At 57.2% G+C, this 26,629-nt stretch carries 27 protein-coding genes; 11 read left to right on the top strand and 16 right to left on the bottom strand.

Going from position 1 to position 26,629, the window contains the following annotated elements; genetic code table 11:
• Positions 1 to 11: 11 nt before the first annotated feature.
• A complete protein-coding gene (locus tag L2I46_RS12575; RefSeq protein WP_023289345.1) occupies positions 12 to 857 on the bottom strand; it encodes a transporter substrate-binding domain-containing protein in 846 nt (281 codons plus the stop codon).
• Positions 858 to 1,066: 209 nt separating this feature from the next.
• On the opposite strand from L2I46_RS12575, the gene L2I46_RS12570 reads away from it, so the two are divergent.
• The 4 genes from L2I46_RS12570 to L2I46_RS12555 all read left to right on the top strand — a co-directional run bounded on the left by L2I46_RS12570 (position 1,067) and on the right by L2I46_RS12555 (position 5,959).
• A complete protein-coding gene (locus L2I46_RS12570) occupies positions 1,067 to 1,609 on the top strand; it encodes a HutD/Ves family protein (RefSeq protein ID WP_101861491.1) in 543 nt (180 codons plus the stop codon).
• A gap of 199 nt (positions 1,610 to 1,808) precedes the next feature.
• On the top strand, positions 1,809 to 2,597 hold the full coding sequence (fabI, locus tag L2I46_RS12565) for an enoyl-ACP reductase FabI (protein WP_023289343.1): 789 nt from the start codon (positions 1,809 to 1,811) through the stop codon (positions 2,595 to 2,597).
• A 188-nt stretch (positions 2,598 to 2,785) separates the two neighbouring features.
• Complete coding sequence (locus L2I46_RS12560; RefSeq protein WP_105491154.1) at positions 2,786 to 3,943, top strand: CMD domain-containing protein; 1,158 nt, start codon at positions 2,786 to 2,788, stop codon at positions 3,941 to 3,943.
• An 81-nt stretch (positions 3,944 to 4,024) separates the two neighbouring features.
• Positions 4,025 to 5,959 carry an exoribonuclease II gene (locus L2I46_RS12555; protein WP_023289341.1) on the top strand — a complete coding sequence of 645 codons (1,935 nt, stop codon included), beginning with the start codon at positions 4,025 to 4,027 and terminating at the stop codon, positions 5,957 to 5,959.
• 7 nt (positions 5,960 to 5,966) lie between these two features.
• Here L2I46_RS12555 and L2I46_RS29535 read toward each other — a convergent pair whose 3' ends face one another.
• Positions 5,967 to 6,092 (bottom strand): hypothetical protein, encoded by a 126-nt coding sequence (locus L2I46_RS29535; RefSeq protein WP_254915175.1) that lies wholly within the window; start codon positions 6,090 to 6,092, stop codon positions 5,967 to 5,969.
• A gap of 25 nt (positions 6,093 to 6,117) precedes the next feature.
• Here L2I46_RS29535 and yciZ point away from each other — a divergent pair, with 25 nt between their 5' ends.
• The 3 genes from yciZ to osmB all read left to right on the top strand — a co-directional run bounded on the left by yciZ (position 6,118) and on the right by osmB (position 7,610).
• Positions 6,118 to 6,297: a protein YciZ/DeoL gene (gene yciZ, locus L2I46_RS12550; protein WP_004203883.1), complete on the top strand. Its 180-nt coding sequence runs from the start codon at positions 6,118 to 6,120 to the stop codon at positions 6,295 to 6,297.
• Between the two features lie 73 nt (positions 6,298 to 6,370).
• Positions 6,371 to 7,120 carry a DNA-binding transcriptional regulator YciT gene (gene yciT / locus L2I46_RS12545; RefSeq protein ID WP_023289340.1) on the top strand — a complete coding sequence of 250 codons (750 nt, stop codon included), beginning with the start codon at positions 6,371 to 6,373 and terminating at the stop codon, positions 7,118 to 7,120.
• A gap of 271 nt (positions 7,121 to 7,391) precedes the next feature.
• Positions 7,392 to 7,610 (top strand): osmotically-inducible lipoprotein OsmB, encoded by a 219-nt coding sequence (gene osmB / locus L2I46_RS12540; RefSeq protein WP_002901783.1) that lies wholly within the window; start codon positions 7,392 to 7,394, stop codon positions 7,608 to 7,610.
• Between the two features lie 129 nt (positions 7,611 to 7,739).
• Here the strand turns inward: osmB and yciH are convergent, their stop codons facing one another.
• The 5 genes from yciH to pgpB all read right to left on the bottom strand — a co-directional run bounded on the left by yciH (position 7,740) and on the right by pgpB (position 11,382).
• On the bottom strand, positions 7,740 to 8,066 hold the full coding sequence (yciH, locus tag L2I46_RS12535) for a stress response translation initiation inhibitor YciH (RefSeq protein WP_002901782.1): 327 nt from the start codon (positions 8,064 to 8,066) through the stop codon (positions 7,740 to 7,742).
• Positions 8,066 to 8,803: an orotidine-5'-phosphate decarboxylase gene (gene pyrF / locus L2I46_RS12530; protein ID WP_023289339.1), complete on the bottom strand. Its 738-nt coding sequence runs from the start codon at positions 8,801 to 8,803 to the stop codon at positions 8,066 to 8,068. Before pyrF ends, yciH begins: the two co-directional genes overlap by 1 nt.
• 191 nt (positions 8,804 to 8,994) lie before the next feature.
• Positions 8,995 to 10,164 (bottom strand): lipopolysaccharide assembly protein LapB, encoded by a 1,170-nt coding sequence (gene lapB, locus L2I46_RS12525; protein ID WP_004203879.1) that lies wholly within the window; start codon positions 10,162 to 10,164, stop codon positions 8,995 to 8,997.
• A 6-nt stretch (positions 10,165 to 10,170) separates the two neighbouring features.
• Positions 10,171 to 10,479, bottom strand: a complete 309-nt coding sequence (locus L2I46_RS12520) for a LapA family protein (RefSeq protein ID WP_023289338.1) — start codon at positions 10,477 to 10,479, stop codon at positions 10,171 to 10,173.
• Positions 10,480 to 10,614: 135 nt separating this feature from the next.
• A complete protein-coding gene (gene pgpB, locus L2I46_RS12515) occupies positions 10,615 to 11,382 on the bottom strand; it encodes a phosphatidylglycerophosphatase B (protein WP_023289337.1) in 768 nt (255 codons plus the stop codon).
• Positions 11,383 to 11,545: 163 nt separating this feature from the next.
• Here pgpB and ribA point away from each other — a divergent pair, with 163 nt between their 5' ends.
• A complete protein-coding gene (ribA, locus tag L2I46_RS12510; protein ID WP_023289336.1) occupies positions 11,546 to 12,148 on the top strand; it encodes a GTP cyclohydrolase II in 603 nt (200 codons plus the stop codon).
• Between the two features lie 47 nt (positions 12,149 to 12,195).
• Here ribA and acnA read toward each other — a convergent pair whose 3' ends face one another.
• The 4 genes from acnA to topA all read right to left on the bottom strand — a co-directional run bounded on the left by acnA (position 12,196) and on the right by topA (position 19,585).
• A complete protein-coding gene (acnA, locus tag L2I46_RS12505; RefSeq protein WP_236947902.1) occupies positions 12,196 to 14,868 on the bottom strand; it encodes an aconitate hydratase AcnA in 2,673 nt (890 codons plus the stop codon).
• Positions 14,869 to 15,256: 388 nt separating this feature from the next.
• Entirely contained in the window at positions 15,257 to 15,424 is a 168-nt protein-coding gene (locus L2I46_RS12500) for a YmiA family putative membrane protein (RefSeq protein ID WP_002901776.1), read from the bottom strand.
• 245 nt (positions 15,425 to 15,669) lie between these two features.
• Positions 15,670 to 16,644 (bottom strand): HTH-type transcriptional regulator CysB, encoded by a 975-nt coding sequence (gene cysB / locus L2I46_RS12495; protein ID WP_085550745.1) that lies wholly within the window; start codon positions 16,642 to 16,644, stop codon positions 15,670 to 15,672.
• 343 nt (positions 16,645 to 16,987) lie between these two features.
• The gene (gene topA, locus L2I46_RS12490) at positions 16,988 to 19,585 is read right to left on the bottom strand and encodes a type I DNA topoisomerase (protein ID WP_023289334.1); all 2,598 of its coding nucleotides are present in this window, start codon (positions 19,583 to 19,585) and stop codon (positions 16,988 to 16,990) included.
• 406 nt (positions 19,586 to 19,991) lie between these two features.
• Between topA and L2I46_RS12485 the strand changes: the two genes are divergently transcribed.
• Positions 19,992 to 20,243 (top strand): YciN family protein, encoded by a 252-nt coding sequence (locus L2I46_RS12485; protein ID WP_236947901.1) that lies wholly within the window; start codon positions 19,992 to 19,994, stop codon positions 20,241 to 20,243.
• A 62-nt stretch (positions 20,244 to 20,305) separates the two neighbouring features.
• On the opposite strand, the gene sohB is transcribed toward L2I46_RS12485, so the two are convergent.
• Positions 20,306 to 21,352: a protease SohB gene (sohB, locus tag L2I46_RS12480; protein ID WP_032452540.1), complete on the bottom strand. Its 1,047-nt coding sequence runs from the start codon at positions 21,350 to 21,352 to the stop codon at positions 20,306 to 20,308.
• A gap of 255 nt (positions 21,353 to 21,607) precedes the next feature.
• Between sohB and L2I46_RS12475 the strand changes: the two genes are divergently transcribed.
• Together L2I46_RS12475 and cobO are read left to right on the top strand one after the other, a co-directional pair.
• Complete coding sequence (locus L2I46_RS12475; RefSeq protein ID WP_032452539.1) at positions 21,608 to 22,369, top strand: YciK family oxidoreductase; 762 nt, start codon at positions 21,608 to 21,610, stop codon at positions 22,367 to 22,369.
• A complete protein-coding gene (cobO, locus tag L2I46_RS12470) occupies positions 22,366 to 22,956 on the top strand; it encodes a cob(I)yrinic acid a,c-diamide adenosyltransferase (protein WP_023289331.1) in 591 nt (196 codons plus the stop codon). The genes L2I46_RS12475 and cobO overlap by 4 nt, the downstream gene beginning before the upstream one ends.
• Positions 22,957 to 23,016: 60 nt before the next feature.
• Here the strand turns inward: cobO and rluB are convergent, their stop codons facing one another.
• The 4 genes from rluB to rnm form a co-directional block, all read right to left on the bottom strand.
• Complete coding sequence (gene rluB, locus L2I46_RS12465; protein WP_023289330.1) at positions 23,017 to 23,919, bottom strand: 23S rRNA pseudouridine(2605) synthase RluB; 903 nt, start codon at positions 23,917 to 23,919, stop codon at positions 23,017 to 23,019.
• 380 nt (positions 23,920 to 24,299) lie between these two features.
• The gene (locus L2I46_RS12460; RefSeq protein WP_023289329.1) at positions 24,300 to 24,962 is read right to left on the bottom strand and encodes a response regulator; all 663 of its coding nucleotides are present in this window, start codon (positions 24,960 to 24,962) and stop codon (positions 24,300 to 24,302) included.
• Positions 24,963 to 25,043: 81 nt separating this feature from the next.
• Complete coding sequence (locus tag L2I46_RS12455) at positions 25,044 to 25,664, bottom strand: L-threonylcarbamoyladenylate synthase (protein ID WP_023289328.1); 621 nt, start codon at positions 25,662 to 25,664, stop codon at positions 25,044 to 25,046.
• A gap of 16 nt (positions 25,665 to 25,680) precedes the next feature.
• The gene (rnm, locus tag L2I46_RS12450; protein WP_023289327.1) at positions 25,681 to 26,544 is read right to left on the bottom strand and encodes an RNase RNM; all 864 of its coding nucleotides are present in this window, start codon (positions 26,542 to 26,544) and stop codon (positions 25,681 to 25,683) included.
• Positions 26,545 to 26,629: the final 85 nt, after the last annotated feature.

The following is a 26,629-nucleotide window of genomic DNA, read 5'->3' as shown; positions in this document are numbered from 1 at the left end:
GGTTGCCTCGCTCAGGGAGTCACGTCGCTTTTAAACCATTTCTCACTCAGTTTTTTTACCGTCCCATCGGCCAGCGCCGCCTGAATGGCGCTATCCAGTTTCGCTTTGAGTTCGGTATCGGCGAGGCGCACGCCCATCGCCTCACCGCCTCCCCAGATTGGGCCGCTCATCAGCGGACCGCTCAATGCCAGATTGCTATTCTCCGGGCGCGACAGGGTGGTGTTGGCAAAGGTAATATCATCAAACACCGCGTCGATGCGCTCAGCCTGCAGGTCGAGGATCGCATCCGCTGAGTTGTTATATTCCCGGACGTCAGCGATATCCTTGAAATACTTATCAATAAACGGGGTGTACACGGTGCCGGACGCGATGCCGATGGTTTTCCCTTTCAACGCCGCGCGCAGCGGCGCAATCGCCGCCTGAATCTCTTTCTCATTATCATGAAGCTTGACCGCCGGCGAAGGCGGTAGCAGCGACCCTTTTACCGCAATGAAAGAGGCCGGCGTGGCTGCGTATGCCTGGGTAAACGCCACGACCTTCGAGCGCTCTGGGGTGACGACGATAGCATCCATGATCACGTCATATTTTCCGGCGTTAAGTCCGGCAATCATGCCATCCCAGTTCTGCACCACCAGTTTGCATTCGATCTGCATCCGCTGGCATAAATTCGCCATAAGCTCGGGCTCGAAACCGCTGAGCTTCCCGCCGGGAAGCGTCAGATTCCAGGGTTCATAGCCGCCTTCCGTAGCGATGGTGATCGATTTCCACTCTTTAGCGTATGTTGAGCCACCAGACAGCAGTAGCCCCGAAAACAGGGTGACCAGGCAGGCCTGGCGGAAAGTAATACGCTGTTGCATTTTCATTCTCCCGATCGCGTTTTGTCATGATGGCTCTGGTCAAGGCGATAAGATAATTCGCAGATGACTGCTCATGTATATACAAGCATTGACAAACCCGCACACGCGCTCAATGATGGATTTGTGAGCCCTGTTGTAAATAATTTGTAAGAACATTGAGACAAGTGTGTAACAAATACTATCCACTTCCGACTTCCGCCGAGCAAACTATGATCACCTATTTTGATTACGCTACCTTGCCCGTCACGCCATGGAAGAACGGCGCTGGCGCCACCCGGGAAATTATCGCCGTTCCTTCCGTAGATGCGCCTTTTCTCTGGCGCGCGAGCATTGCCACCCTGCAGGCCGATGGCCCATTCTCCCCTTTTCCCGGCGTCGACCGGACGATCGTCCTGCTGGCGGGGCAACCGCTACGGCTGCGCGGGGAGGAGATCGACCATCCGCTGGCGCGCTGGCAGCCGTGGGCGTTTCCCGGCGAATGGGCGCTGTCCAGCGTCGGGATCGTTGAGCCTGGACTGGACTTCAATGTCATGACCCAGCGCGGGCGAGCCCTCGCGCAGGTTGAAGTGGTGAGCGACCGGCAGCGACCGGCCACTAACGGGGTTGCTTATGTGCTGCAGGGTGAGTGGGATCTGGCCGGACGGCGCTGCACCGTCGGCAGCGGGCTCTGCTGGCACGGCGACGCTCCGGGGGAGTTGCGGCCTCTCAGCGCCGATGGGCGTCTGCTGCTGGCGGCGATTGCGCTCAAATAGTCAGCAGAGAAAAATGGTATACTTGAACCATCGCGATCGGCTTTTGCCCCGCGCGGCGCGGGCCGGCTGAAAAATATCGTGACACAAGGGGTCGTCAGTGGGATATAATTCCCGGCTAAATTTGAGTTATTTTGAAATAACAATGTTAACGTTATGATTGTTAAAGTAAAAATAAGCAATAACGATAAGGATTAAAGCTATGGGTTTTCTTTCCGGTAAGCGCATTTTGATCACTGGCGTCGCCAGCAAACTGTCCATCGCCTACGGTATTGCGCAGGCAATGCACCGCGAAGGCGCGGAACTGGCATTCACCTATCAGAATGAAAAACTGAAAGGTCGCGTTGAAGAGTTTGCTGCCGCGCTGGGTTCTGACATTGTGCTGCCGTGCGACGTTGCTGAAGATGAGAGCATCACCGCGCTGTTCACCGAGCTGGAAAAAGTCTGGCCAAAATTCGATGGTTTCGTCCACTCTATCGGTTATGCCCCGGCTGACCAGTTAGACGGCGACTACGTCAACGCGGTCACCCGCGAAGGTTTCAAAATCGCGCACGACATCAGCGCCTACAGCTTCGTGGCGATGGCTAAAGCCTGCCGCACGATGCTGAACCCGGATTCTGCTCTGCTGACGCTCTCCTACCTGGGCGCCGAGCGCGCGATCCCGAACTACAACGTGATGGGTCTGGCGAAAGCCTCTCTGGAAGCGAACGTGCGCTATATGGCGAACGCGATGGGTCCGGAAGGCGTTCGCGTCAACGCTATCTCCGCCGGTCCGATCCGTACCCTGGCCGCGTCCGGTATCAAAGATTTCCGTAAAATGCTGGCGCACTGCGAAGCGGTCACCCCGATCCGTCGCACCGTCACCATTGAAGACGTGGGTAACAGCGCAGCCTTCCTGTGCTCCAACCTGTCTGCGGGTATCTCCGGTGAAGTCGTTCACGTTGATGGCGGGTTCAGTATCGCCGCTATGAACGAGCTGGAACTGAAATAAGTTCCTTCCCCTCCTCGCCCCGGTGAGGAGGGTTTTCCCTTCCCAGGCCTTGCGCTCCCCCTGTTATTCCAATCGGCTATTTGTTAGCACGTATCAATATTTTCTCCTGCTTCCGGGTTACGCCAGGATAGTTCTGCATAAACGATCCGCGGAACGGCGGTTCGCCACATACCGAACAAGGAAAGCCCATGGAGCCACGCCGCGTGAATGGCAAAAACCACTGGTACCACGAAACCCAGTCAACAATCTGCCCGGTGGATGTCCTGCCGCTCGTCCCTGAAGCCGCCCATGTTGAAGACCGCTTTTTGCTGGACCTGACGCTGCCGGACGCCTGGCTACACGCCCACACAGGCTGGCTACGCCCCGCGCGCCAGCTCGCCGAGCGGCTGTTTCCCGACCAGGTGACGGTAAGCCGCCTGCAAACCTTTACCGCCTACGATCGCCTGAGCACTGCGCTGACCGTTGCCCAGGTCTACGGCGTCCAGCGGCTATGTAACCACTATGCCGCCCGCCTGGCGCCCCTGCCGGGGCCCGACTCTTCGCGCGAGAGCAACCGTCGTCTGGCGCAGATCACCCAATACGCTCGTCAGCTCGCCGGTTCACCCTCCGTCATTAACGCCCTTTCCCGCAGCCAGCTGGACGAAGTGGGCCTGACCAGCCGGGATATTATCCTGATCAACCAGATTATCGGTTTCGTCGGCTTCCAGGCGCGGGCGATTGCCGTGCTGCAGGCGGCGCAGGGCTTCCCGGTGCGCTGGATCCCCGGCATGCCGCAGCAAGAGGAGGCGCCCGCCGGCCTGTTCGTCATCCCGCCGGGAGAGTGGCAAACCGACATAGAAGATCCCGATCTGCAGTATGCCGATGACGAGCGCCAGCGGCGCATCGTCAGCTGGCAGTCGCTGCCCGGCCTGGGCCCGCTGGCTCCGCTGCTGGCCTGCGACCCGCAGTTGATCGCGCCGCTGGAGACGCTGTTACGCCAGCTCAGCGGCAACGATACCTTTGGCCCGCAGGTCGCCTTACTCACCGCGCGCACCAATGGCAGCGCCACCTGTTTTGACGCCTGGCTCCCCCACTGGCACGGTGAAGAAGCGTTCGCCAGCCATTTACGGGAGGGCGATCAGGCTCTCCATCGCTGGCTTGGGCAGCATCCTCAGTCGCGCGCGCTCGTTACCGCGGTACAGTTGTTAACCCGCTCCCCGGACCGGTTTAGCGCCGCCCAGTTAACACCCCTCGGCGAATATGGACTCTCAGCGGAACAAGCGATCGATCTGTTAACCTGGAGCGGGCTGTGCGGCTGGATGAATCGTCTGAAAATCGCCCTCGGCAATGTGCGTCAGCAGACGTAAATTGCTGAAACAGCGCTTGCTGCGACAGGCATAATCGCGTAAAAATGTCAGCCGCTCTTTTAGCCACGAAAATACCTAATTATGTTTCAGGATAACCCGCTGCTAGCGCAGCTTAAACAGCAACTGCATTCCCAGACGCCGCGCGCGGAAGGGGTCGTTAAGGGCACGGAAAAGGGCTTTGGCTTCCTCGAAGTGGACGCTCAGAAGAGCTACTTCATTCCGCCGCCGCAGATGAAAAAAGTGATGCATGGCGACCGTATCGTTGCGGTGATCCATTCTGAAAAAGAACGCGAAAGCGCCGAGCCGGAGTCGCTGGTTGAGCCTTTCCTGACCCGTTTCGTCGGTAAAGTCCAGAAGAAAGACGATCGCCTCGCTATCGTTCCTGACCATCCGCTGCTGAAAGACGCCATTCCCTGCCGCGCCGCCCGTGGCGTTGAGCATGATTTCAAACAGGGTGACTGGGCCGTCGCTGAAATGCGCCGTCATCCGTTAAAAGGCGACCGCGGATTTTACGCGGAGCTGACCCAGTTCATCACCTTCAGCGACGACCACTTCGTCCCGTGGTGGGTGACGCTGGCGCGCCATAATCTGGAAAAAGAGGCACCGGACGGCGTCGCCACCGAGATGCTTGACGAAGGGCTGACACGCCGCGATTTGACCGCCCTCGACTTCGTCACCATTGACAGCGCCAGCACCGAAGATATGGACGATGCGCTGTATGTCGAATCTGGCGCCGACGGCAAACTGTTGCTGACGGTGGCGATCGCTGACCCGACCGCATGGATTGCCGAAGGCAGCAAGCTGGACAACGCTGCAAAAGTACGCGCCTTTACCAACTATCTGCCGGGCTTCAACATCCCGATGCTGCCGCGCGAACTGTCAGACGACCTGTGTTCCCTGCGTGCCGATGAAGTGCGCCCGGTGCTGGCCTGCCGGATGACCCTGGCGGCCGATGGCACCATTGAAGACAACATCGAGTTCTTTGCCGCCACCATCGAATCGAAAGCCAAGCTGGCCTATGACGACGTCTCTGACTGGCTGGAAGGCCGCGGCAGCTGGCAGCCGGGCAGCGAGGCGATCGCACAGCAAATTACGCTGCTGAAGGACGTGTGTCAGCGTCGCAGCGAATGGCGTCAGACCCACGCGCTGGTGTTTAAAGACCGCCCGGATTACCGTTTCGTCCTCGGCGAAAAAGGCGAAGTGCTGGACATCGTCGCGGAACCGCGTCGTATTGCCAACCGTATTGTCGAAGAGTCGATGATCGCCGCCAACATCTGTGCCGCCCGCGTTCTGCGCGACAAGCTCGGCTTCGGCGTTTATAACGTCCACACCGGCTTCGACCCGGCGAATACCGAACAGCTGGCTGCCCTGCTGAAGACCCACGACGTACACGTTGATCCGACGGAAGTGCTCACCCTGGAAGGTTTCTGCAAGCTGCGCCGCGAACTGGACGCCCAGCCGACCGGTTTCCTCGACAGCCGCATACGTCGTTTCCAGTCGTTTGCTGAAATCAGCACCGAGCCGGGCCCGCACTTTGGTCTCGGTCTTGAGGCCTACGCCACCTGGACCTCGCCGATCCGTAAGTATGGCGACATGATCAACCACCGTCTGCTTAAGGCCATCATCAAAGGCGAAACCATTGCGCGCCCGCAGGATGAAGCCACCGTGCAGATGGCGGAGCGCCGTCGTCTCAACCGCATGGCCGAACGCGATGTCGCCGACTGGCTGTATGCCCGTTTCCTCAACGACAAAGCCGGCACCGATACCCGCTTTGCGGCGGAGATCATCGACATCAGCCGCGGCGGGATGCGCGTGCGTCTGGTGGACAATGGCGCGGTCGCCTTTATTCCGGCCCCGTTCCTTCACGCCGTGCGCGACGAACTGGTCTGCAGCCAGGAAAACGGCACCGTGCAGATCAAGGGAGAAGTGGTCTACAAAGTGACCGATGTTATCGATGTCACTATCGCTGAAGTCCGCATGGAAACTCGTAGCATCATTGCTCGTCCGGCTGCCTGACGTCTCATCACAGCGGTTCCTCCGGGAACCGCTCCTTCTTTCCTCCCTGTCCCGCCATTTCCGTCGCGCCGATTAAGGTTGTGCGTTTTTTTCGCTTCTCTTTTTCACCCATTTTTAGCATCATTGATTTCATTCGTTTTTGTTACCAGGATAATGCCATGTCAGATGTGAATGCCCACCTGCTCGCCCAACGTATCGATACCGTGCTGGATATTCTGGTTGCCGGTGATTACCACTCTGCGATCCATAATCTGGAGATCCTCAAAGCGGAGCTGCTGGCGCTGGCGGCAGACGACGCCGAGCAAAACAAACCACCCAAAGCGCCCTGGGAAATCTGATTATCGCCCACATGCCGCAACCGGCGATGCTGACCGGTTGCTCGCCGTATAGCCCCCTAACAGTGATGTTGCTATGAACGCCCGACAACAAAGTATTTTGCAAGTGGTCATCGATAAAGGCCGCATGAGCGTCGCCGATCTGGCGAAGATGACCGGAGTCTCAGAGGTCACCATCCGTCAGGATCTGAACCTGCTGGAGAAGCAGAGCTATCTGCGCCGTACCCATGGCTACGCCGTCCCACTGGACAGTGAAGATGTCGAAACCCGCATGATGACCCATTTCGCCATTAAGCGTGAACTGGCCAGCCGCGCCGCGGCGCTGGTGAATGCCGGCGAAACGGTATTTATCGAAAACGGTAGCAGCAACGCCCTGCTGGCGCGCACCCTGGCCGAACGCGGCGATATCACCATCATCACCGTCAGCAGCTATATCGCCCATCTGCTGAAAGAGACGCCGGGAGAGGTGATCCTGCTGGGCGGGATTTACCAGAAACGCAGTGAAAGTATGGTTGGCCCACTGACCCGCCAGTTCATCCAGCAGGTGCATTTCAGTAAAGCCTTTATCGGGATCGATGGCTGGCAGGCGGAAACCGGCTTTACCGGTCGCGATATGATGCGTGCGGACGTCGTTAACGCCGTTCTGGAGAAGCACTGCGAAGCGATTATCCTCAGCGATAGCTCAAAATTCAGCGCGGTGCACCCCTATCCGCTTGGGCCTGCCGGCCGCTTTAATCGTGTTATCACCGACGATCGTCTGCCGAACGACTGCCGTGAGCAGTTGCTGCGCAGCGGCCTGACTGTGGATATTGTACCCTACGTCTGATGTGTCTCCGCCCCGTCCCAGCCAAGCGTCGGACGGGCGCGTTAACGCTCTGAGAGTATTCCGAGCCGGTAATTAAGACTTTTTACCTGACGCTAAATTTTAAAAAAAGTAAAATTATTATTAGCGATATAACAGGAAGTGACTATCACCTGCGTGATTTTCGTGATACCTGCGCACCCTAACTTCATGGAATTGCCCTAAAGCTGCTTTATCAGGCTATGCTTACAGGAGCGCTGTAATCCATGAATAGATTATTCAGGAGAAAAAAATGATGACTTCAACGAGCAAAAAAATGGCTGCTGTTGTTCTGGCTGTCACTGTAGCAATGTCTCTGAGCGCTTGCTCTAACATGTCTAAACGCGATCGTAACACTGCTATCGGCGCAGGTGCCGGCGCCATCGGCGGTGCGGTGTTAACTGACGGTAGCGCACTCGGTACCCTGGGTGGCGCAGCAGTCGGTGGTATTATTGGTCACCAGGTCGGCAAATAATATATTTATCTGACGAAATAAAAGAATAATTCACACGAATTGACTTACGCACGTTAAAACATTCAAGGCCGCGGCATTCACCGCGGCCTTGTTATTTCACCAGGCCATTAATTAGGGTTGAAATAACGATTAGCCGCCGGCTAACTTCACCTTCATCCCTTTCGCCTCGAGCAGCGACTTCAGTAAATCCCGTTTGTCGCCCTGGATCTCGATCACACCATCTTTCACCGCGCCGCCGCAGCCGCATTTCTTCTTCAGCTCTGCCGCCAGCGCAGTGAGCGCCGCATCGTCGGCATCAATTCCGCTAATCAGACAGACGCCTTTGCCCTTGCGGCCGCTGGTCTGGCGCTGGATCCGCACAATACCGTCGCCTTTCGGGCGCACCGGCGCCGGTTTCGCCTCGTCGATACGCCCGGTTTCGGTGGAGTAGACCAGACGGCTGTTGGAATCGCTCATTATGCCCCCTTGCGCAGAGAATCGTTGATCGCCCGCAGCGTCGCGGCTGGATCGGTCGACTGGGTAACCGGGCGGCCAATAACCATATAGTCCACCCCTGCCGCCTGAGCCTGCTCGGGAGTCATGATCCGCCGCTGATCGCCAGCGTCGCTGCCCTGCGGACGGATACCCGGGGTGACCAGCTTGAACGCCTGCCCCAGCTCTTGCTTAAAGCGTACCGCCTCCTGAGCTGAACACACCACCCCGTCGAGGCCGCAGCGTTGGGTCAGCGCCGCCAGCTTCGCCGCGTAGTCAGCCGGGGATAAGGTAATGCCCAGATCCTGCAGGTCGCTGGACTCCATGCTGGTGAGGACGGTGACGGCGATGAGCAGCGGCGCGTCTTGACCAAAGGGCAGCAGCGCTTCGCGTGCCGCGGTCATCATCCGCGCGCCGCCGGAGGCATGGACATTCACCATCCATACGCCAAGCTCGGCAGCGGCCGCCACCGCGCGGGCGGTAGTGTTGGGAATATCGTGAAACTTAAGGTCCAGGAACACCTCAAACCCACGCTGATGCAGATCGCGGACAAACTGCGGCCCCAGCAGGGTGAACATCTCTTTGCCCACCTTCAGGCGGCAGTCGCGCGGGTCGATGCGGTCGACAAATGCCAGCGCTTTATCGCGATTATCATAGTCGAGCGCAACCACAACGGGAGAGGAAGTGACAGCGCGGGAAGATGGGATAGCTGTTGACGTCATGACCAGACCTTAGTGTTGATGGGCGCCAGAGGGCGCAAAAAAGGTAAACGGGCAGCATTCTACCTGTGAAGCTAACAAAATAACAGGCTGCTGTTTTGCCCAGCGCGGACGATGGCGTTGCCGGGGCTGCAGGCGGTGACGGGAAAGAAATGATAAGTATGTTGTAACTAAAGCGCCTGTTTTTTTTGACCTTACTGGCCGTCGAGGCCACGAATAGGTTTGATAGTCGCCCAGGAGCGGCAGGACGGACAATGCCAGTAGAGAGTATGAGCGGTAAAGCCGCATTTCTGACAACGGTAGCGCGGTTTGCTGCGCACCTGTTCGCCGACCATGTTTCGCAGCACCCCAAGGCTTTCTTTCGCCCGCCCTTCTTCCGCTTCGTTGAGATGGTAGTCCATCAGCTTATGGAAAACGCGCATGGTCGGGTGGCGCTCAAGCTGCCGGGTCACGTAGTTTTGCGCCGCTTCGACCCCTTCCCGCTGCTCAAGGATCTGCGCCAGCATCAGTTCGGCGGTCGCCCCGGCGTTCTCCTCCACACAGCGGCGCAGGAAAACTTCCCATTCATCGGCTTTGCCGAGCTGCTGGTAGCAGGTCTGCAGCATCTCCAGCGTCTCACCCACCAGCTCTTTATCCTGATCGATAACCCGCTCGAGGCTCTCCACCGCTTTGGCGTAGTCGCCCTTCTCCATCCACACCCGGCCCATCATGATCGAAACCCGGGCGCTGTTGCGGTCCGCGGCGGCGCCTTTCTTCAACAGCGCCATCGCCTTATCCAGATCGTTGGCCGCCATCTGCTGCAGGGCCAGTTCGCACCAAAAGTTGGCGATTTCGCCACGATGCTTCTCTTTCCCCAGCTTCACCAGCCGTTCAGCCACCTCGATAGCCGACTGCCAGTCGCTGGTCGCCTGGTAGATCTGCAGCAGCTGCTGCAGCGCGCCGAGGCGAAAATCGGTCTCATCCACCAGCTGTTTGAACATATCTTCCGCGCGGTCATACAGCCCGGCGGCCATATAGTCGCGCCCCAGCTGTTGCACCGCCAGCAGGCGCTGGTCGTAGGTGAGCGACGCGCTTTCCATCAGACTCTGGTGAATACGGATCGCGCGGTCGACCTCGCCGCGCGAGCGGAACAGGTTGCCGAGGGTCAGGTGGGCCTCAACGGTGCCGGTATCCTCTTTCAGCATATCAAGGAACAGATCGACGGCTTTATCCTGCTGGTTGCTAAGCAGAAAGTTTACCCCCGCCACGTAATCCCGTGACAGGCGGCTCGCGTCGTCCTGTTTGGACTGTTGTGCACTTCTGCGCCCCATGTACCAGCCGTAGGCGGCGGCAACGGGTAAAAGCAGAAACAACAACTCCAGCATAAGAGGTTATTCCTTCACCGCAGGCACGCCTGCCTCGACAGCTGCCGGGCTGACAGGAGCAATCTGGTGCTCAAGGCGCTTAATTTTCCGCTCCGCGCGCGCCAGCGAGACGCGCACCCGCAGCCAGAACAGGCCGCAGATCAGCCAGCCGATGGCAAAGCCCGCAGCGAACAGCACCGCCAGCAGCGTCGAAATGCGGAATTCACCCTGAGCGAGCAAATAGTTGAAAGTGACCTGTTGGTCATTCTGCGCCCCCAGCGTCACTGAAATGACGAAGATTGCTAACACCAGTAAGAAAATGAGTAAATATTTCACATGACTTCCCGTTCTGTGGGTTGCGCGTAAAAAGCCCGCTTTCAGCCCTATAAAGTATCATTTTCGCCGCAGCGGTGGAACGAAAAAGCACGGCAACTCGACAGGATATGCGGTCGGATGCCGCTAAAATCAACATTACTCCGCTTCAGGCATCCGTTTTTTAATATCCTGCGCCTCTTCCCCCGGCGGCGAAAGCGGTCCGCAAAGACGCTGCGTCAGCCAGCAGGCCACCGTGACCAGCAGCCAGGAGATCAGCGTAGCGACGATGAGATCCAGCGGCCAGTGCATACCGAGCGCCAGGCGACTCCCCATCACCGCCGTCGCCCACGCCAGCAGTACCGCGATCGTGCCCCAGCGCCGACGCGGCCACAGCAGCCCGGCAGCGAGCAGCGCCCAGCTGGCGGCGAACATCGTATGGCCTGACGGGAATGCAAACCCGGTCTCTTTCTGCCAGTGTTTGCGTAAAAACGGCGGGATGTCCTGCGCCTGCGCCAGCTGCTCATGCACCAGTTTAGCGCGTTCTTTGCGCTTTAACGCGTAGAATTGCGTCACCGGCACCTGCCTGGCGTTTTCCAGCCAGATGACAAACGGTCTCGGCTCCTGAACCCGCGCCTTGACCCAGGATTTGGTCCCCTGTCCCACCAGGATGGCGGCGGCAAGAATGAGGAACAGGATCAGCGCCGCGCGCAGGCGAAAGCGCAGGCACCAGAGAAACCAGGCGCACAGCACAACATGGGTGATAATTCCCCACGGCTGGGTCACCGTTTCCGTCACCCACCAGAGGCTTTTCAGCCATACCACCGGCAGTCCTGGCTGCCACAGCCAACCAGACAGCCAGACCGTGAGGGGCATGACCAGCAGCAGCGCCGCCGCGAGAGCGGTTCGTCGGGCAATCAACAGCATTTTCTCTCCTTCTCCTTGTAGATGAACATCATAGCGGAAAGTAGATCGTTTGTGCGCTTTCCGCGCGGCTAACCGTTCGTGATTAGGAGAACGTCCCGGCGTTGTGGCAAAATAGCGGTAAACAGAAAGCACATTCAGGTGCTGACAGAATCTGGAGAATCACATGCAGCTTAAACGTGTGGCAGAAGCCAAACTGCCAACCCCCTGGGGCGATTTCCTGATGGTGGGTTTTGAAGAACTGGCAACCGGACAGGATCATGTCGCGCTGGTATACGGCGATATTTCAGGGCAGTCGCCGGTGCTCGCCCGCGTCCATTCAGAATGTCTGACGGGCGATGCCCTGTTTAGCCTGCGCTGTGATTGCGGCTTTCAGCTGGAGGCGGCCCTGTCGCATATCGCCGAAGAAGGCCGGGGGATCCTGCTCTATCATCGTCAGGAAGGTCGCAACATTGGTTTATTGAATAAGATCCGCGCCTACGCGCTGCAGGATCAGGGTTATGACACTGTCGAAGCGAACCATCAGCTTGGCTTCGCCGCCGATGAACGCGACTTCACCCTGTGCGCCGATATGTTCAAGCTGCTCAACGTTGAGCAAGTGCGGTTATTAACCAACAACCCGAAAAAAGTGGAAATCCTCAGCGAAGCCGGGATTAACATTGTGGAGCGCGTTCCGCTGATCGTCGGGCGCAACCCGAAAAACGCCCACTATCTGGACACCAAAGCCGCCAAGATGGGCCATCTGCTGAACAGCAAGCCGGCGGAATAATACCGGCGGCAGCGTAAAGAGAGGGCCAGCGATGCTGGCCCTTCGTTTTACAGCATATTGCGGATAACGTAGTGCAAAATGCCGTCGTTGTGGTAGTAGGTGAGTTCGGTCGCCGTGTCGATACGACACCGGCAGGCGATCACCTCCTGCGAGCCGTCAGCGCGGGTGAGGGTCACTGGCACCGTGGCGCCGGGCTGCAGCGACTGCAGGTTACTGACATCAATCCGCTCTTCGCCGGTCAACTGTAGCGTTTTACGGGTGACGCCCTGCGGGAACTCCAGCGGCAGAATACCCATCCCGATCAGGTTGGAGCGGTGGATACGTTCGAAGGACTCGGCGATCACCACCCGGATCCCCAGCAGGCGCGGCCCCTTCGCCGCCCAGTCGCGACTGGAACCTGAGCCATACTCCTTACCAGCAATCACCGCCAGCGGTATGCCCTCAGCTTTATATAGCATCGCTGCATCGTAGATCGCCACCGGTTCGCGGTCCGGCAGATGGCGGGTCATGCCCCCTTCCACCCCCGGCACCATTTCGTTGCGGATGCGGATATTGGCGAAGGTGCCGCGCATCATCACCTCATGGTTACCGCGACGGGAGCCGTAGGAGTTAAAGTCGCGCCGGGCAACCCCATGCTCCTGCAGATAGCGGCCTGCCGGACTATCGGCTTTGATGCTTCCCGCCGGCGAAATATGGTCGGTGGTCACTGAATCGCCCAGCATGGCGAGGATCCGCGCGCCGTGAATATCCTCCACCGGCAGCGGCTCAATGCCCATCTCGTCAAAGAACGGCGACAGGCGAATATAGGTCGAATCTTCCTGCCAGTCGTAGGTATCTGACGCCTCCACCTTGATCGCCTTCCACTCCTCTGTCCCGGAAAACACTTCCGCGTACTCTTTGCGGAACATCTCCGTGGAGACCTGTTCCACCGCGCGGGCAATCTCCTCCCCGCTCGGCCAGATATCTCTCAGATAGACCGGCTCGCCGTCGCTGCCCTGCCCCAGCGGCTCGCGGGTAAGATCGATGTTCATGTTCCCGGCCAGCGCGTAAGCGACCACCAGCGGCGGCGAGGCCAGCCAGTTGGTTTTCACCAGCGGGTGGATACGCCCTTCGAAGTTACGGTTACCGGAGAGCACCGCCCCGACGGTGAGGTCGCCTTTTTTGATTGCTTCTTCAATAGGTTCCGGCAGCGGGCCGGAGTTACCGATACAGGTGGTACAGCCATACCCCACCAGATTGAAGCCGAGCTGGTCGAGGTAAGGCGTCAGGCCGGCATGGGCCAGATAATCCGACACCACTTTCGAGCCCGGGGCCAGAGAAGCTTTCACCCACGGCTGCGGCTGCAGTCCGCGTTCGACGGCTTTTTTCGCCAGCAGGCCGGCGGCCATCAGCACGCTGGGGTTGGAGGTGTTGGTACAGGACGTGATCGCCGCAATGGCCACAGCGCCATCCGGCAGCGAATAGTGATGCCCGTTCAGCGTATACGCCACCGGCTGGCGCTGACGCTGAAGGTGGTTAACCTCCAGCTCGCCGCTGGCGGCAAAGGCTTTCGGCACATCGCCGAGCGCCACGCGATCCTGCGGCCGCTTCGGCCCGGCGAGGCTTGCTTCAACGCTGCCCATATCCAGCGCCAGGGTACTGGTAAAGACCGGCTCATCGCCCGGCTGGCGCCACATGCCCTGCGCTTTGGCATAGGCTTCCACCAGCGCCACCTGTTCTTCGCTACGTCCGCTGAGGCGCATATAGCTGAGCGTCACGTCATCGATCGGGAAGAAACCGCAGGTGGCGCCATACTCTGGCGCCATATTGGCGATGGTGGCGCGGTCGGCCAGGGGCAAGGTATCCAGACCGTCACCGTAGAACTCAACAAATTTTCCGACAACGCCGTGCTGGCGCAGCATCTGGGTGACCGTCAGGACCAGGTCAGTAGCGGTAATGCCTTCGCGCAGTTTGCCGCTGAGCTTAAAGCCTACCACATCGGGGATCAGCATCGACACCGGCTGGCCAAGCATGGCGGCTTCCGCTTCAATCCCGCCCACGCCCCAGCCCAGCACGCCGAGCCCGTTAATCATGGTGGTATGGGAGTCGGTACCCACCAGGGTATCCGGCCACGCCATCCACTTCCCATTCACCTCTTCGCTCCACACCGCCCGTCCGAGATATTCCAGGTTGACCTGGTGGCAAATCCCAGTGCCCGGCGGCACCACGCTGAAGCGGCTGAAGGCCTGCTGCCCCCAGCGCAGAAAAGCGTAGCGTTCGTGGTTACGTTCCATTTCCAGGCGGACGTTGTCTTCAAAGGCTTCGTCATCGCCGAAGCGGTCGACCGTCACCGAATGGTCGATCACCAGGTCGACCGGCGACAGCGGGTTCACCTTCGCGGTATCGCCGCCCAGGCGTTTCACCGCCTCGCGCATGGCGGCCAGATCCACCACCGCCGGTACCCCGGTAAAGTCCTGCATCAGGACGCGGGCCGGACGATAAGCAATCTCCCTGTCGGCATGGGCCTGCTGCAGCCAACCGGCAAGGGCGCGAATATCTTCTTCAGTCACCGAGTCACCGTCCTGCCAGCGCAACAGGTTCTCCATCAGCACCTTCAGCGACTTGGGCAGTCGACTGAGATCGCCCAGCTGCTTCTCCGCCAGCGGCAGACTGTAGTAATGCCAGGTTTTCGCGTTAACCTGCAGCGTATCCTTACTGGCTTCTCGTAGGGTTGACGACATAGCTCCTCCTTTATCTCAGGGATGGCATACCCCGATTCTCCTCAGGGTCTCCATTAAAGATAACACATGCTGGGCATAACACTTTGATAACAACCCAAATTGCTAAATCTGATGTGACGGAGAGGGGTTAAAGGGAATTATCTACGCGCAGAGGAAATAGCACCAAAATAGTGCAGATAGGTCTTTTAAGCGATATTGTATTAGTACACGAGGACAAAAAAAGAGCTAATCATTACCTGCTGGCCGATTAGCTCTTGTGATTGATTTCAGGTTGGATGAATCCCGCGGCAAAATATATTCTCCCTGTATTGCCGGTCACTGATTTTATATTACAGTTTCCTTTCACTGTCATAAAAATGACATGTATCTACAACGATGACCTACAGCTTTAGCTGACAATCCAGATGTTGCAGATGGTGAGCGCGATGATGCTCCAGAACATCGCCAGCCCTACCAACACTACGCCCCATACGCGACTACGCAGAACGGGATCGATTTCGGTTTTGTCATTTTCGTATGACATCGCCAGTTTCATGTAATCGATATTACTTATCATATTGTCACCACCAATTGCTCAAATCATCAGGTACAGATAAATCTTAATTATGGATAAACGATTAATCCAGTGAATTTAGGCCTGATGGAATATATTTGACCGGTTATTTGATCGCGGCGGGCATTATGAAAAACGTGTTATCAGAAATTCTTAATTTTGTGATTGGTTCGAGGTTTAAGTTGTTAAATAAGGGCCATGATAGTTAATGGCACTCCTTACACGGAATGCCATTATTTTTAACGTGGTTATTTTTCCGGAAGTTTTATATCTTTGAACATCGCTTCAATATCTTCATTCGACCGTAGCGCCACTGCGGTATCCACGACATCCCGGGTCAGATGGGGTGCAAAACGTTGAATAAAATCATACATGTAGCTTCGTAAGAAGGTGCTACGGCGGAAGCCTATTTTAGTGGTGCTGTGGCTGAAAATACCGTTGGCATCCAGCTTCACCAGGTCCGGATCGGAGACCGGATCTACCGCCATGCTGGCAATCACCCCAACCCCCAGCCCCAGGCGAACATAGGTTTTAATGACGTCGGCATCGGTAGCGGTAAAGACAATGCGCGGCGTCAGGCCCGCACGGTTAAACGCGGTGTCCAGTTCGGAGCGGCCGGTGAAGCCAAAGGTATAGGTCACCAGCGGGTACTGCGCCAGCTCTTCTATTGATACCGAGCCCCTGGAGGCCAGAGGATGATCCGGCGTCACCACGATCGACCGGTTCCAGTGATAGCATGGCAGCATCACCAGGTCGTCATACAGATGCAGCGCTTCGGTAGCAATGGCGAAGTCGGCGTTGCCTTTCGACACGGCTTCGGCGATCTGGGTTGGCGAACCCTGATGCATATGGAGCGACACCCGCGGATAGCGTTCAATAAAGCCCTTGATCACCCCGGGCAACGCATAGCGCGCCTGGGTATGGGTGGTCGCCACGTACAGCGACCCTTTGTCCGGCCAGGTATGCTCCCCGGCGACAGATTTGATGGCATCGACTTTCGACAACACCTCGCGGGCAATACGGATGATCTCCTGCCCGGCAGGCGTCACCTGAGTCAAATGCTTGCCGCTGCGGGCAAAGATTTGGATGCCCAGCTCATCTTCCAGCATACGCACCTGCTTACTGATGCCTGGCTGAGAGGTATAAAGCCCTTCGGCGGTGGATGAAACATTCAGGTTATGGTTAACCACCTCAACGATGTAGCGAAGCTGTTGTAGTTTCATGCTGATATCCGTTTGCGCGTAAAATGAAGCCGCTTAATACACTTTACGTTCAGGCAACTTGTCGCCGGTGAAGGCCAGGCCTCCCGGCAGTTGACCATAGTGGCGCCGCAACGCATCCTGAAAGCGATGATGTATAAGACGTTTTAATAATAAAAAAGGCATTAACTATAACCACTATATCATTTATATCAACACTGTATAGACGGTAACGAAAAATAATATAGGTGGTTATAAGAGGGTGAAAAGCGCGGAGAGAAAGGAAAACGACACGGCAGAGGCATCCATGGCCCCTGCCGGCCGCCAGAGCAGGAAAAGCGCCCTTTTCCTGCCTGATAATGGTCAGTTACTTTTTAGCTTCCGTCCATTTACCGTCGATAAAGAAGGCAGACCAGCCGGTCGCTTTGCCCTCTTTTTCGGACGCTACGTACTGTTGCTTCGTTTTACGGCTAAAGCGCACCAGCGTCTTATTGCCTTCCGGATCCTGCTGCGGCGCATCGGCGAGATAACGCAGTTTTTCCGGCAGACGATCGCGGAAGCGGTACAGCTCTTCCACCAGCGGCGCGCGCGTTTCCCGTGATTTCGGGAAGGTGTTGGCCGCCAGGAAGACGCCCGCGGCCCCGTCACGCAGCACGAAATAGGCGTCAGACTTCTCGCACGGCAGCTCCGGCAACGGCACCGGATCTTCCTTCGGCGGCGCCACTTCCCCATTGCGCAGGATCTTACGCGTATTCTTACACTCGTCGTTGGTACAAGCCATGTACTTCCCAAAACGCCCCATCTTCAGGTGCATCTCGGAGCCGCACTTCTCGCACTCCACTACCGGACCGTCATAGCCCTTGATGCGGAACTCGCCCTCTTCAATCTCATAGCCATCGCAGGTCGGGTTGTTACCGCAGACGTGCAGTTTACGCTTGGGATCGATAAGGTAGCTGTCCATCGCCGTACCGCACTTCTGGCAGCGGCGTTTGGCGCGCAGCGCGTTAGTTTCGGCGTCATCGCCTTCCAGCACGTTGAGGACTTCGTTTTCCGGCACCAGGTTAATGGTGGTTTTGCAGCGCTCTTTCGGCGACAGGGCATAGCCCGAACAGCCGAGGAAAACGCCGGTGCTGGCGGTACGGATACCCATTTTACGGCCGCAGGTCGGGCAGTCGATGCTGGTAAGCACCATCGGGTTCGGCTGCATGCCGCCCTCTTCCGGATCTTTCTCCGCCGTCTCCAGCTGGGTGGTAAAATCGCCGAAGAAGTGGTTCAGTACCTCTTTCCACTCGGCCTGGTGGTTAGCCACCTGATCGAGACGATCTTCCATCTGCGCGGTGAAGTCGTAGTTCATCAGATCGCGGAAGTTCTCTTCCAGTCGGTCGGTGACGATCTCGCCCATTTTCTCCGCGTAGAAACGACGGTTTTCCACTCGCACGTAACCACGATCCTGAATGGTGGAAATAATCGAGGCATAAGTCGACGGACGGCCGATGCCCCGTTTTTCCAGCTCTTTAACCAGCGAGGCTTCGCTGAAGCGCGCCGGCGGCTTGGTAAAGTGCTGCGCAGGCGTCAGCTCGACCAGGCTCAGCTGGTCGCCCTGTTTGACCAGCGGCAGGGTCCGGTCTTCATCGCCCTTGCGCAGGGCCGGCATCACTTTGGTCCAGCCGTCGAAGCGTAAGGTACGACCGCGCGCTTTCAGTTTGAAATCGCCCGCCGCCACGGTCAGCGTCGTGGAGTCGTACTGCGCCGGCGTCATCTGACAGGCGACAAACTGGCGCCAGATCAGCTGATACAGTTTCTGCGCATCCGCTTCCATATCTTTCAGCGTTTCCGCCAGCACGTTCACATCAGACGGACGAATCGCTTCGTGCGCTTCTTGTGAATTTTCTTTGCTGGCGTACTGATTCGCGCTTTCCGGCAAATATTTTTTACCAAACTTATCGCTGATATAACCGCGAACCATGTTCAGCGCGTCCTGACTCAGGTTGGTGGAGTCGGTACGCATATAGGTGATGTGCCCCGCCTCATAGAGACGTTGAGCCATCATCATGGTCTTTTTCACGCCGAAGCCGAGACGGGTGCTGGCCGCCTGCTGCAGGGTGGAGGTGATGAACGGCGCGCCCGGCTTACTGCTGGTCGGCTTGTCTTCCCGCTCCAGTACGCTGTAGCTGGCTTTTTCCAGCAGCGATACCGCCGCCATCGTCTCATCACGGCTGACCGGACGGAATGGCTTATCATCCTTATGGGTCACCTGCAGCGGCAGCGCGTCGCCGCCCGGCGTGGTGGTACTGGCATCAACTTCCCAGTACTCTTCCGGGACGAACGCTTTGATTTCACGCTCACGCTCCACCACCAGGCGGACCGCGACGGACTGCACGCGCCCGGCAGAAAGACCACGGGCGATTTTTTTCCACAGCAGCGGCGAAACCATATAACCCACCACGCGGTCCATAAAGCGACGCGCCTGCTGGGCGTTAACCCGATCGATATTCAGCTCGCCCGGCTTTTCGAAAGCCTGACGAATGGCGTTTTTGGTGATCTCATTGAACACCACGCGGCTGTAACGCTGCTCATCGCCGCCGATGACTTCCCGCAGGTGCCAGGCAATGGCTTCCCCTTCGCGGTCAAGGTCGGTTGCGAGATAGATGTGGTCAGCTTTTTCCGCCAACTGTTTGAGTTCTGAAACTACCTTTTCTTTACCCGGAAGTACTTCATAATGCGCATTCCAGTCATGCCATGGGTCCACGCCCATGCGGTTAACCAGAGCACCACGTTCGTCCTTTTTAGGCTTTTTAGCCCCTTTGGTGGCGGTAGAGTCGGTGCTCTTTTTGGAAGCTGATCCACTGGTCGGCAAATCGCGGATATGACCGACGCTGGATTTCACCACGTAGTCATTACCCAGATACTTATTGATCGTTTTGGCTTTTGCCGGGGACTCAACGATAACGAGAGCTTTACCCATATTCACCTTTACCTAATTTGATTCATCCAGGAATACATCGCACATTCATACACCCTCCACTGGCGACTGCCTCATATGTTGCGGCACCGTCGGTGAATATCAACCCAGAACACCTGTTTCAACTCCGTAAAACCAGGCGCTTGAGTTTACTGACCTTTTTTCGTCAGGTGACATAGCACGAAGAATTTTTGGCCGAATGTCAAGCAAATCTGTTGCCAGATCGCCGAAAGCGTCACACTGTACCTGATAAAATTCGTTACGCAACTTTATTAGCATGCAAAAGCGAATCACGCCAGTAAACGGCTGTTTCTCCACTGGTTACGATTACCCCTGTTTTGTCCATGGAAAATTTGCCCCGCGCCGCCGCGCGGCGTAAACTACGCCCGGAGAAAAAGAGGAGTCCGTTATGCAAGGTACAACCCAACCAATCGATCGCCAGACGCTGCTCGAAAAAGCCAACAAACTTATTCGCGAACATGAGGATACGTTAGCCGGTATCGAAGCCACCGGCGTCGTTCAGCGCAACAATGTCCTGGTGTTTAGCGGTGAGTTTTATCTTGATGAGCAGGGTCTGCCGACGCCAAAGAGTACAGCGGTATTTAATATGTTTAAGTACCTCGCCCATGAACTGTCGGACAAATATCACCTTGTCGATTAAGACCGGCGTAAATTAAGACCGCTCTAAACGAGAACGCGAGGCAGAGCCTCGCGTTTTATCATCTACATCAGCGGCTTCTGTCCGCGCTGCCACCAGCGCAGCAGCAGTCGATCGGCACTCTCCGCCGCGCTACTGGTGAAGCGATCGAGCATTTTCTTACGCTGTTGATAACGCACCCCGATCACCTCGTGGCTTTCCATTAATCCCAGCAGCAGCTCATCGCTGGTTTCAACCGCATCCACCAGCCCTTTTTCCAGCGCCTGTACCCCGTACCAGTGCTCGCCAGTGGCCACCTGCTCAATATCAAGGCCCGGGCGCATCCGATGGACGAAATCCTTGAACAAATGGTGCGTCTCATTGAGATCCTCGCGGAACTTGCGCCGTCCTTCTTCAGTGTTTTCACCCAGCATAGTGAGCGTTCGTTTGTACTGTCCGGCGGTGTGCAGTTCGATATCAATATCTTTGTTCTTCAGGAAACGGTGCAGGTTTGGGATCTGCGCCACCACGCCAATAGAGCCGAGGATCGCAAACGGCGCCGAGACAATTTTGTTCGCCACGCAGGCCATCATATAGCCGCCGCTGGCCGCCACTTTATCGACCGCCACCGTCAGCGGGATCTGTTTGTCACGCAAGCGCTGCAGCTGAGAGGCAGCCAGCCCGTAGCCGTGCACCACCCCGCCGGGGCTTTCCAGACGAATCACCACCTGATCGCGCGCTTTCGCCGCGGCCAGCACCGCGGTGATCTCTTCGCGCAGGCTGGTGACCTCATGGGCATCCATACTGCCTTTGAAATCCAGCACCCAGGCGCGCGGCTTGCCTTCCGGCTCCACGTTACCCAGCTTCGCCCGCGCTTTCGCCGCCTTCGCCTCTTGCTTTTGCTTTTTCTTCTGCGACTTATGCCACTGCTTCTGCTGCGGGCCATCCAGCAGGGCCACCGCCAGCGACTCCTTCATCTCTTTATAATGCTCGCTAAGATTCGTCACCCGCAGCTCGCCGCGCTGCTTCTTGCGCTGGGCCAGGTTGACGATAATAGCGGCAATCACCGCGATAGCGACGACAACGGTCGCGATCTTGGCTAAAAACAAGCCATATTGAGCAAGTAATTCCACGTTTTCACCTTGTGTAAAGCACTGACGTTGCTGCACAGTGTACATCAGCCCCTGGCGAGAAGTCTTTGTGCTTTGTGTCCTCTGCGCAGCGGATTCCGTTTTTTTTCAGCGAGGCTGAAATCGTTGCAAGATATTAATTTTGTGAATACTTTCCGCTTCGCCGATTGCAATAGCGGGCGCTTTCAGGCATAACAGCGCAAAAGTGAGATACCAAAGATGAAGCGCGATCGAGAGCCGATCGCCAAAGGAGTCGCCGTGCATTATCAACCGCAACGCCACTTGCTGAAAGATCGCATCATTCTGGTCACCGGGGCCAGCGACGGAATTGGCCGTGAAGCGGCCCTGACCTACGCCCGCTACAGCGCCAGCGTGATTCTGCTTGGCCGCAACGACGAAAAACTGCGCGCCGTCGCCCAGGAGATTGAACGCGAGGGCGGTATTTCCCCCCGCTGGTTTACTCTCGACCTGCTAACCTGCACGCCGCAGGCGTGTCAGCAGCTGGCGCAGCAGATCAGCATGCACTATCCCCGCCTTGACGGCGTGCTGCACAATGCTGGCCTGCTCGGCGACATCTGCCCGATGGATGAGCAGAAACCGGAGGTCTGGCAGCAGGTGATGCAGGTGAACGTCAATGGCACCTTTATGCTGACCCAGGCGCTTCTTCCTTTATTACTCCGTTCTGAATCAGGTTCGCTGGTCTTTACCTCATCCAGCGTCGGTCGTCAGGGTCGCGCCAACTGGGGCGCCTATGCCGTCTCCAAATTCGCCACCGAAGGGATGATGCAGGTGCTGGCCGACGAGTACCAAAGCCGCCACCTGCGCGTGAACTGCATCAACCCTGGCGGCACCCGCACCGGCATGCGCGCCAGCGCGTTCCCGACGGAAGATCCGCTGAAACTGAAAACCCCCGCTGACATTATGCCCGTCTATCTGTGGCTGATGGGCGACGACAGTCGTCGCAAGACGGGAATGACCTTCGACGCCCAACCGGGGCGTAAACCAGGAATTGCCCAATGAGTGATGAACGCTACCGCGAACGCCAGCAGCGGCTGAAAGATAAAGTTGACGCCCGGGTGGCGGCGGCCCAGGACGAACGCGGCATTGTGATGGTCTTTACCGGCAACGGCAAAGGCAAAACCACCGCCGCCTTTGGCACCGCGACCCGCGCCGTCGGCCACGGCAAAAAAGTCGGCGTGATCCAGTTTATCAAGGGGACCTGGCCTAACGGCGAGCGTAATCTGCTGGAGCCACACGGCGTCGAATTCCAGGTAATGGCGACAGGCTTTACCTGGAACACCCAGGACCGCGACAGCGATACCGCCGCCTGTCTGGCGGTCTGGGAGCATGCCCGCCGTATGCTTGCCGACGACCAGCTCGATCTGGTGCTGCTGGACGAACTGACCTACATGGTGGCCTACGATTACCTGCCGCTGGAGGCGGTGCTGAGCGCCCTACGTGAGCGTCCTGCCCACCAGTCGGTGATCATCACCGGCCGCGGCTGTCATCGCGATATTATTGAACTGGCGGATACCGTCAGCGAGCTGCGCCCGGTGAAACATGCCTTTGATGCCGGCATTAAAGCACAGATGGGGATTGACTACTGAGGGCCGGATACGGCGAAAGGAAGTCCGCGTTCCGGCGCAAAACCACCGGAACGCGCAACATCAACCGTTGGTCTTATTGCGGGTACTGGAACGGCGGTTGCTGTTATTACCCTGGCGCGGGTTAGCGCTGCTCTGGCTGTGGCGCTTCACCGCCCGGCGGATCTGATTGGCTTTCAACCGGCGACGATCTTTTTCAACGGCGACCTTAGAGCTGGTTTCCGGAGTGAGTTCCACCAGCTCGCGCAGGTAGTTGGTCTGCGCCAGGTCCAGCTCGGTATAGCCGCCGCGCGGCAGGCCTTTCGGCAGCAAAATATCGCCATAGCGCACGCGGATCAGGCGACTGACCTGCACGCCGACCGCTTCCCACAGGCGACGCACTTCGCGGTTACGCCCTTCGGTCAGGGTGACGTTGTACCACTGGTTAATCCCTTCACCGCCGGTGAATTTAATGGTTTTAAACGCCGCCGGACCATCTTCTAGCTGCACGCCGCGAGACAGCTGACGCAGCTTATCTTCATCCACCTGGCCGAAAACGCGAACGGCGTACTCACGCTCGACTTCACGGCTCGGGTGCATCAGACGGTTTGCCAGTTCGCCGTCGGTGGTGAACAGCAGCAGGCCGCAGGTGTTGACGTCCAGACGACCAACGGCAATCCAGCGCGCGCCGCGCAGTTTAGGCAGACGATCGAACACCGTCGGGCGCCCTTCCGGATCGTTACGGGTGCACAGTTCGCCTTCCGGCTTGTAGTAAGCCAGCACGCGGCAGATCTGCTCGGCGGACTCTTTCACCGAGATCAGATGGCCATCGATACGAATTTTTAAACCGGGGACGATTTCCACACGGTCGCCGAGGGTGGCGATTTTGCCATCGACGCTGACGCGGCCAGCTTCGATTTTCGCTTCAATTTCACGGCGGGAGCCGTGGCCGGCGCGGGCCAGCACTTTTTGCAGTTTCTCGCTCATTGAGCTTCCTTAAGGTGTCGCCTTCCCAGGCGTCTGGTATGCTTTATGAAACAATGAGGCCTTTATCAACAACTCATTGTTACGTATATACTTTTTACGTAAAGTCTCGCTGGCATGCGCAAAACATTCACCGCGAGCCCGTAATCGTGGCCGAACATACTACACTAACTTCGTCGGGAAAGCTTCTGTTCGCCACACCGCGCCTTGAGTATGGAACAGATTTTGCGCGGACGCTTAGATTTGCGAGCAGCCTGAACCTATAAAGACCTGGTGGGTCATTGATTATCAATCCGGGAAAGGAAATTTACAGATAACCCGCCTCCAGCGCGGATTGAGCAAGGGGTGGAATGCAGAAGCCATCCTCTGGATTTGATGGATAATTATTTTTTTAACGCCCCCATGACCAGGCGAAATAATTCCGGCGGATTATTGGTCGCGTCTAAAGCGCCATGCTGTTTTGCTTGTTCCTTATGCTGAGCAGCATTGGAGCTCGCATAGATAATGTATGGAATGTCTTTGCCCTTTCTTCTTAGCTCATCCAGGAGAGTATATCCCGCACGATCATCCCCAGGCCTCTTCATATCGGAAATAATCACATCAAACGACTGATTTTTTAGTCTCTCGAGAGCCTCGTCGGTAGATACTACATTAACAAACCTTATGCCCAGAGCTTCCATGGACTGACGTTCAAAGCGATTACCATTGGGTCTGTCATCAACCCATAAGATGACGGCATCACCCGCTCTTCGCAATACTCTCGGTGTTACAGCCTGAGTCACTACGTTGACGTCATCCAGAACGCTTTGCTCTACATTACCCTCGCCTTTAGCAATGGTACCTTTGCTGGCCAATGCAGCGGCAAGATTGGCACTAGACTCAGCCCCTTTATTGAAGGTCTCGACTTCAAAGCCGGGACCTTTAATGGAAAGGCGGCTGAGGTTTTCAAGAAACCGGTTGATTGCAGTTCCAAATCGACATAGAAAAAACAGAACAATAGCGGGCCAAATAACAACATTGATTAACGATATCAGCTCATGAAGCATAACCAGGTTCTCCCATGAGACTTTCAGGAGCCAGACAGGCTCCTGACCTTCGAGCGTTGCTTCAGCCCACTTTTCGTCAGATTACAGAAACGGCCTCACGTCGCCGACGCCTTCGCGCAGCACCACCGGAGCGTCTTCAGTGAGATCGATAACCGTGGTCGGCTGCTGTCCAAGGAAGCCGCCGTGGATAATGAGGTCCACGACTTTCTCCAGACGATCTTTGATCTCTTCCGGGTCGGATTCGGTAAAGTCGCTGCCGGGCAGCATCAGCGAGGTGGAGAGCATCGGTTCGCCTAAGGTCTCAAGCAACGCCTGAGCGATAGGGTTGGACGGGACGCGCATACCAATGGTTTTACGCTTCTCCTGCAGCAGCCGGCGCGGCACCTCTTTCGTTCCTTTGAGGATAAAAGTGTAGTTGCCCGGCGTATTGTTTTTCATCAGGCGAAACGCCACGTTGTCCACAAAGGCGTAGGTTGACAGTTCGGACAGGTCGCGGCACATCAGGGTGAAGTTGTGGCCGTCCGGCAGCTGACGGATGCGGCAGATCCGCTCCATCGCGCCCTTGTCTTCAATTTTGCAGCCCAGCGCGTAGCCGGAGTCAGTAGGATAAACGATCACCCCGCCCTTACGCACAATCTCCACCGCCTGGTTAATCAACCGCGCCTGCGGGTTATCCGGATGGATATAAAAAAACTGGCTCATACTTCCCTCTCAATTTTTATTCGGCGGCCGCTTCCCAGCTGTGCCAGACGCCTTCGACGCCGGCAGGGAGCCAGAGCTTACGGCCAAGCTCGATCCACGCGCAGGGTTGATGGAAATCGGATCCCTGCGACGCCAGAAGACCAAACTGCACGGCCAGGGCGGCCAGTTGAGCGCGTTCGTGGGGCGCCTGCTGGCACTGGGCCACTTCCATGGCATCACCGCCCTGCTCGCTAAAGTGGGCCAACAGCCGCTTCAGCCACTTGGCGGAAAGATCGTAACGTCCGGGATGGGCTATCACCGCCTTGCCGCCAGAATGATGAATGACATCAATTGCTTGTTTTATTGTACACCACTGCGGCGGCACGTAACCGGTTTTCCCGCGGGCAAGGTATTTTTTGAAGACCTCCGCCATGTTCTTCGCGTGGCCGGCCTCCACCAGAAAACGGGCAAAATGGCCGCGGGTGACGGCGCCACCGTCCGCCAGCCGCAGCGCCCCTTCCCAGGCGCCGGGGATGCGCGCCTTCTCCAGACGCTCGGCAATCATCTGGCCGCGCTGCTGGCGCCGCGCTTTCTGCTCCTCCAGCAGGGCGGTCATCGCCGGGTGCGCAATATCAATATTGAGACCCACAATATGAATCTCGTGATTCTCCCAGAGGGTGGAAATCTCGACGCCGTTCACCAGGGTCAAGGGTAATCCGGCGCGGGCAATCTCTTCCCGGGCCGCCGGGATAGCCGCCACGCTGTCATGGTCGGTGATCGCCAGCGTGCCAACGCGCATCTCATGGGCGCGATGGACCAGTTCCTGCGGAGTCAGCCGCCCGTCAGAGGCGGTGGTATGGCTGTGCAGATCGTAAATCACTGCGTATTGGCTGTCGCTCAAAAGGACTCCTGCTGGACATCAACGTAAATAAGCGCATTATCATACCGACAGGCAGAGAAAATCTGCAAACAAGGGTTGACTTTAT

Source organism: Klebsiella sp. 2019SCSN059 (assembly GCF_021739525.1).
Taxonomy (GTDB): domain Bacteria; phylum Pseudomonadota; class Gammaproteobacteria; order Enterobacterales; family Enterobacteriaceae; genus Klebsiella; species Klebsiella quasipneumoniae.
The sequence above is the reverse complement of the archived record's forward strand: the minus strand, read 5'-3'. Positions and strand labels throughout refer to the sequence as shown.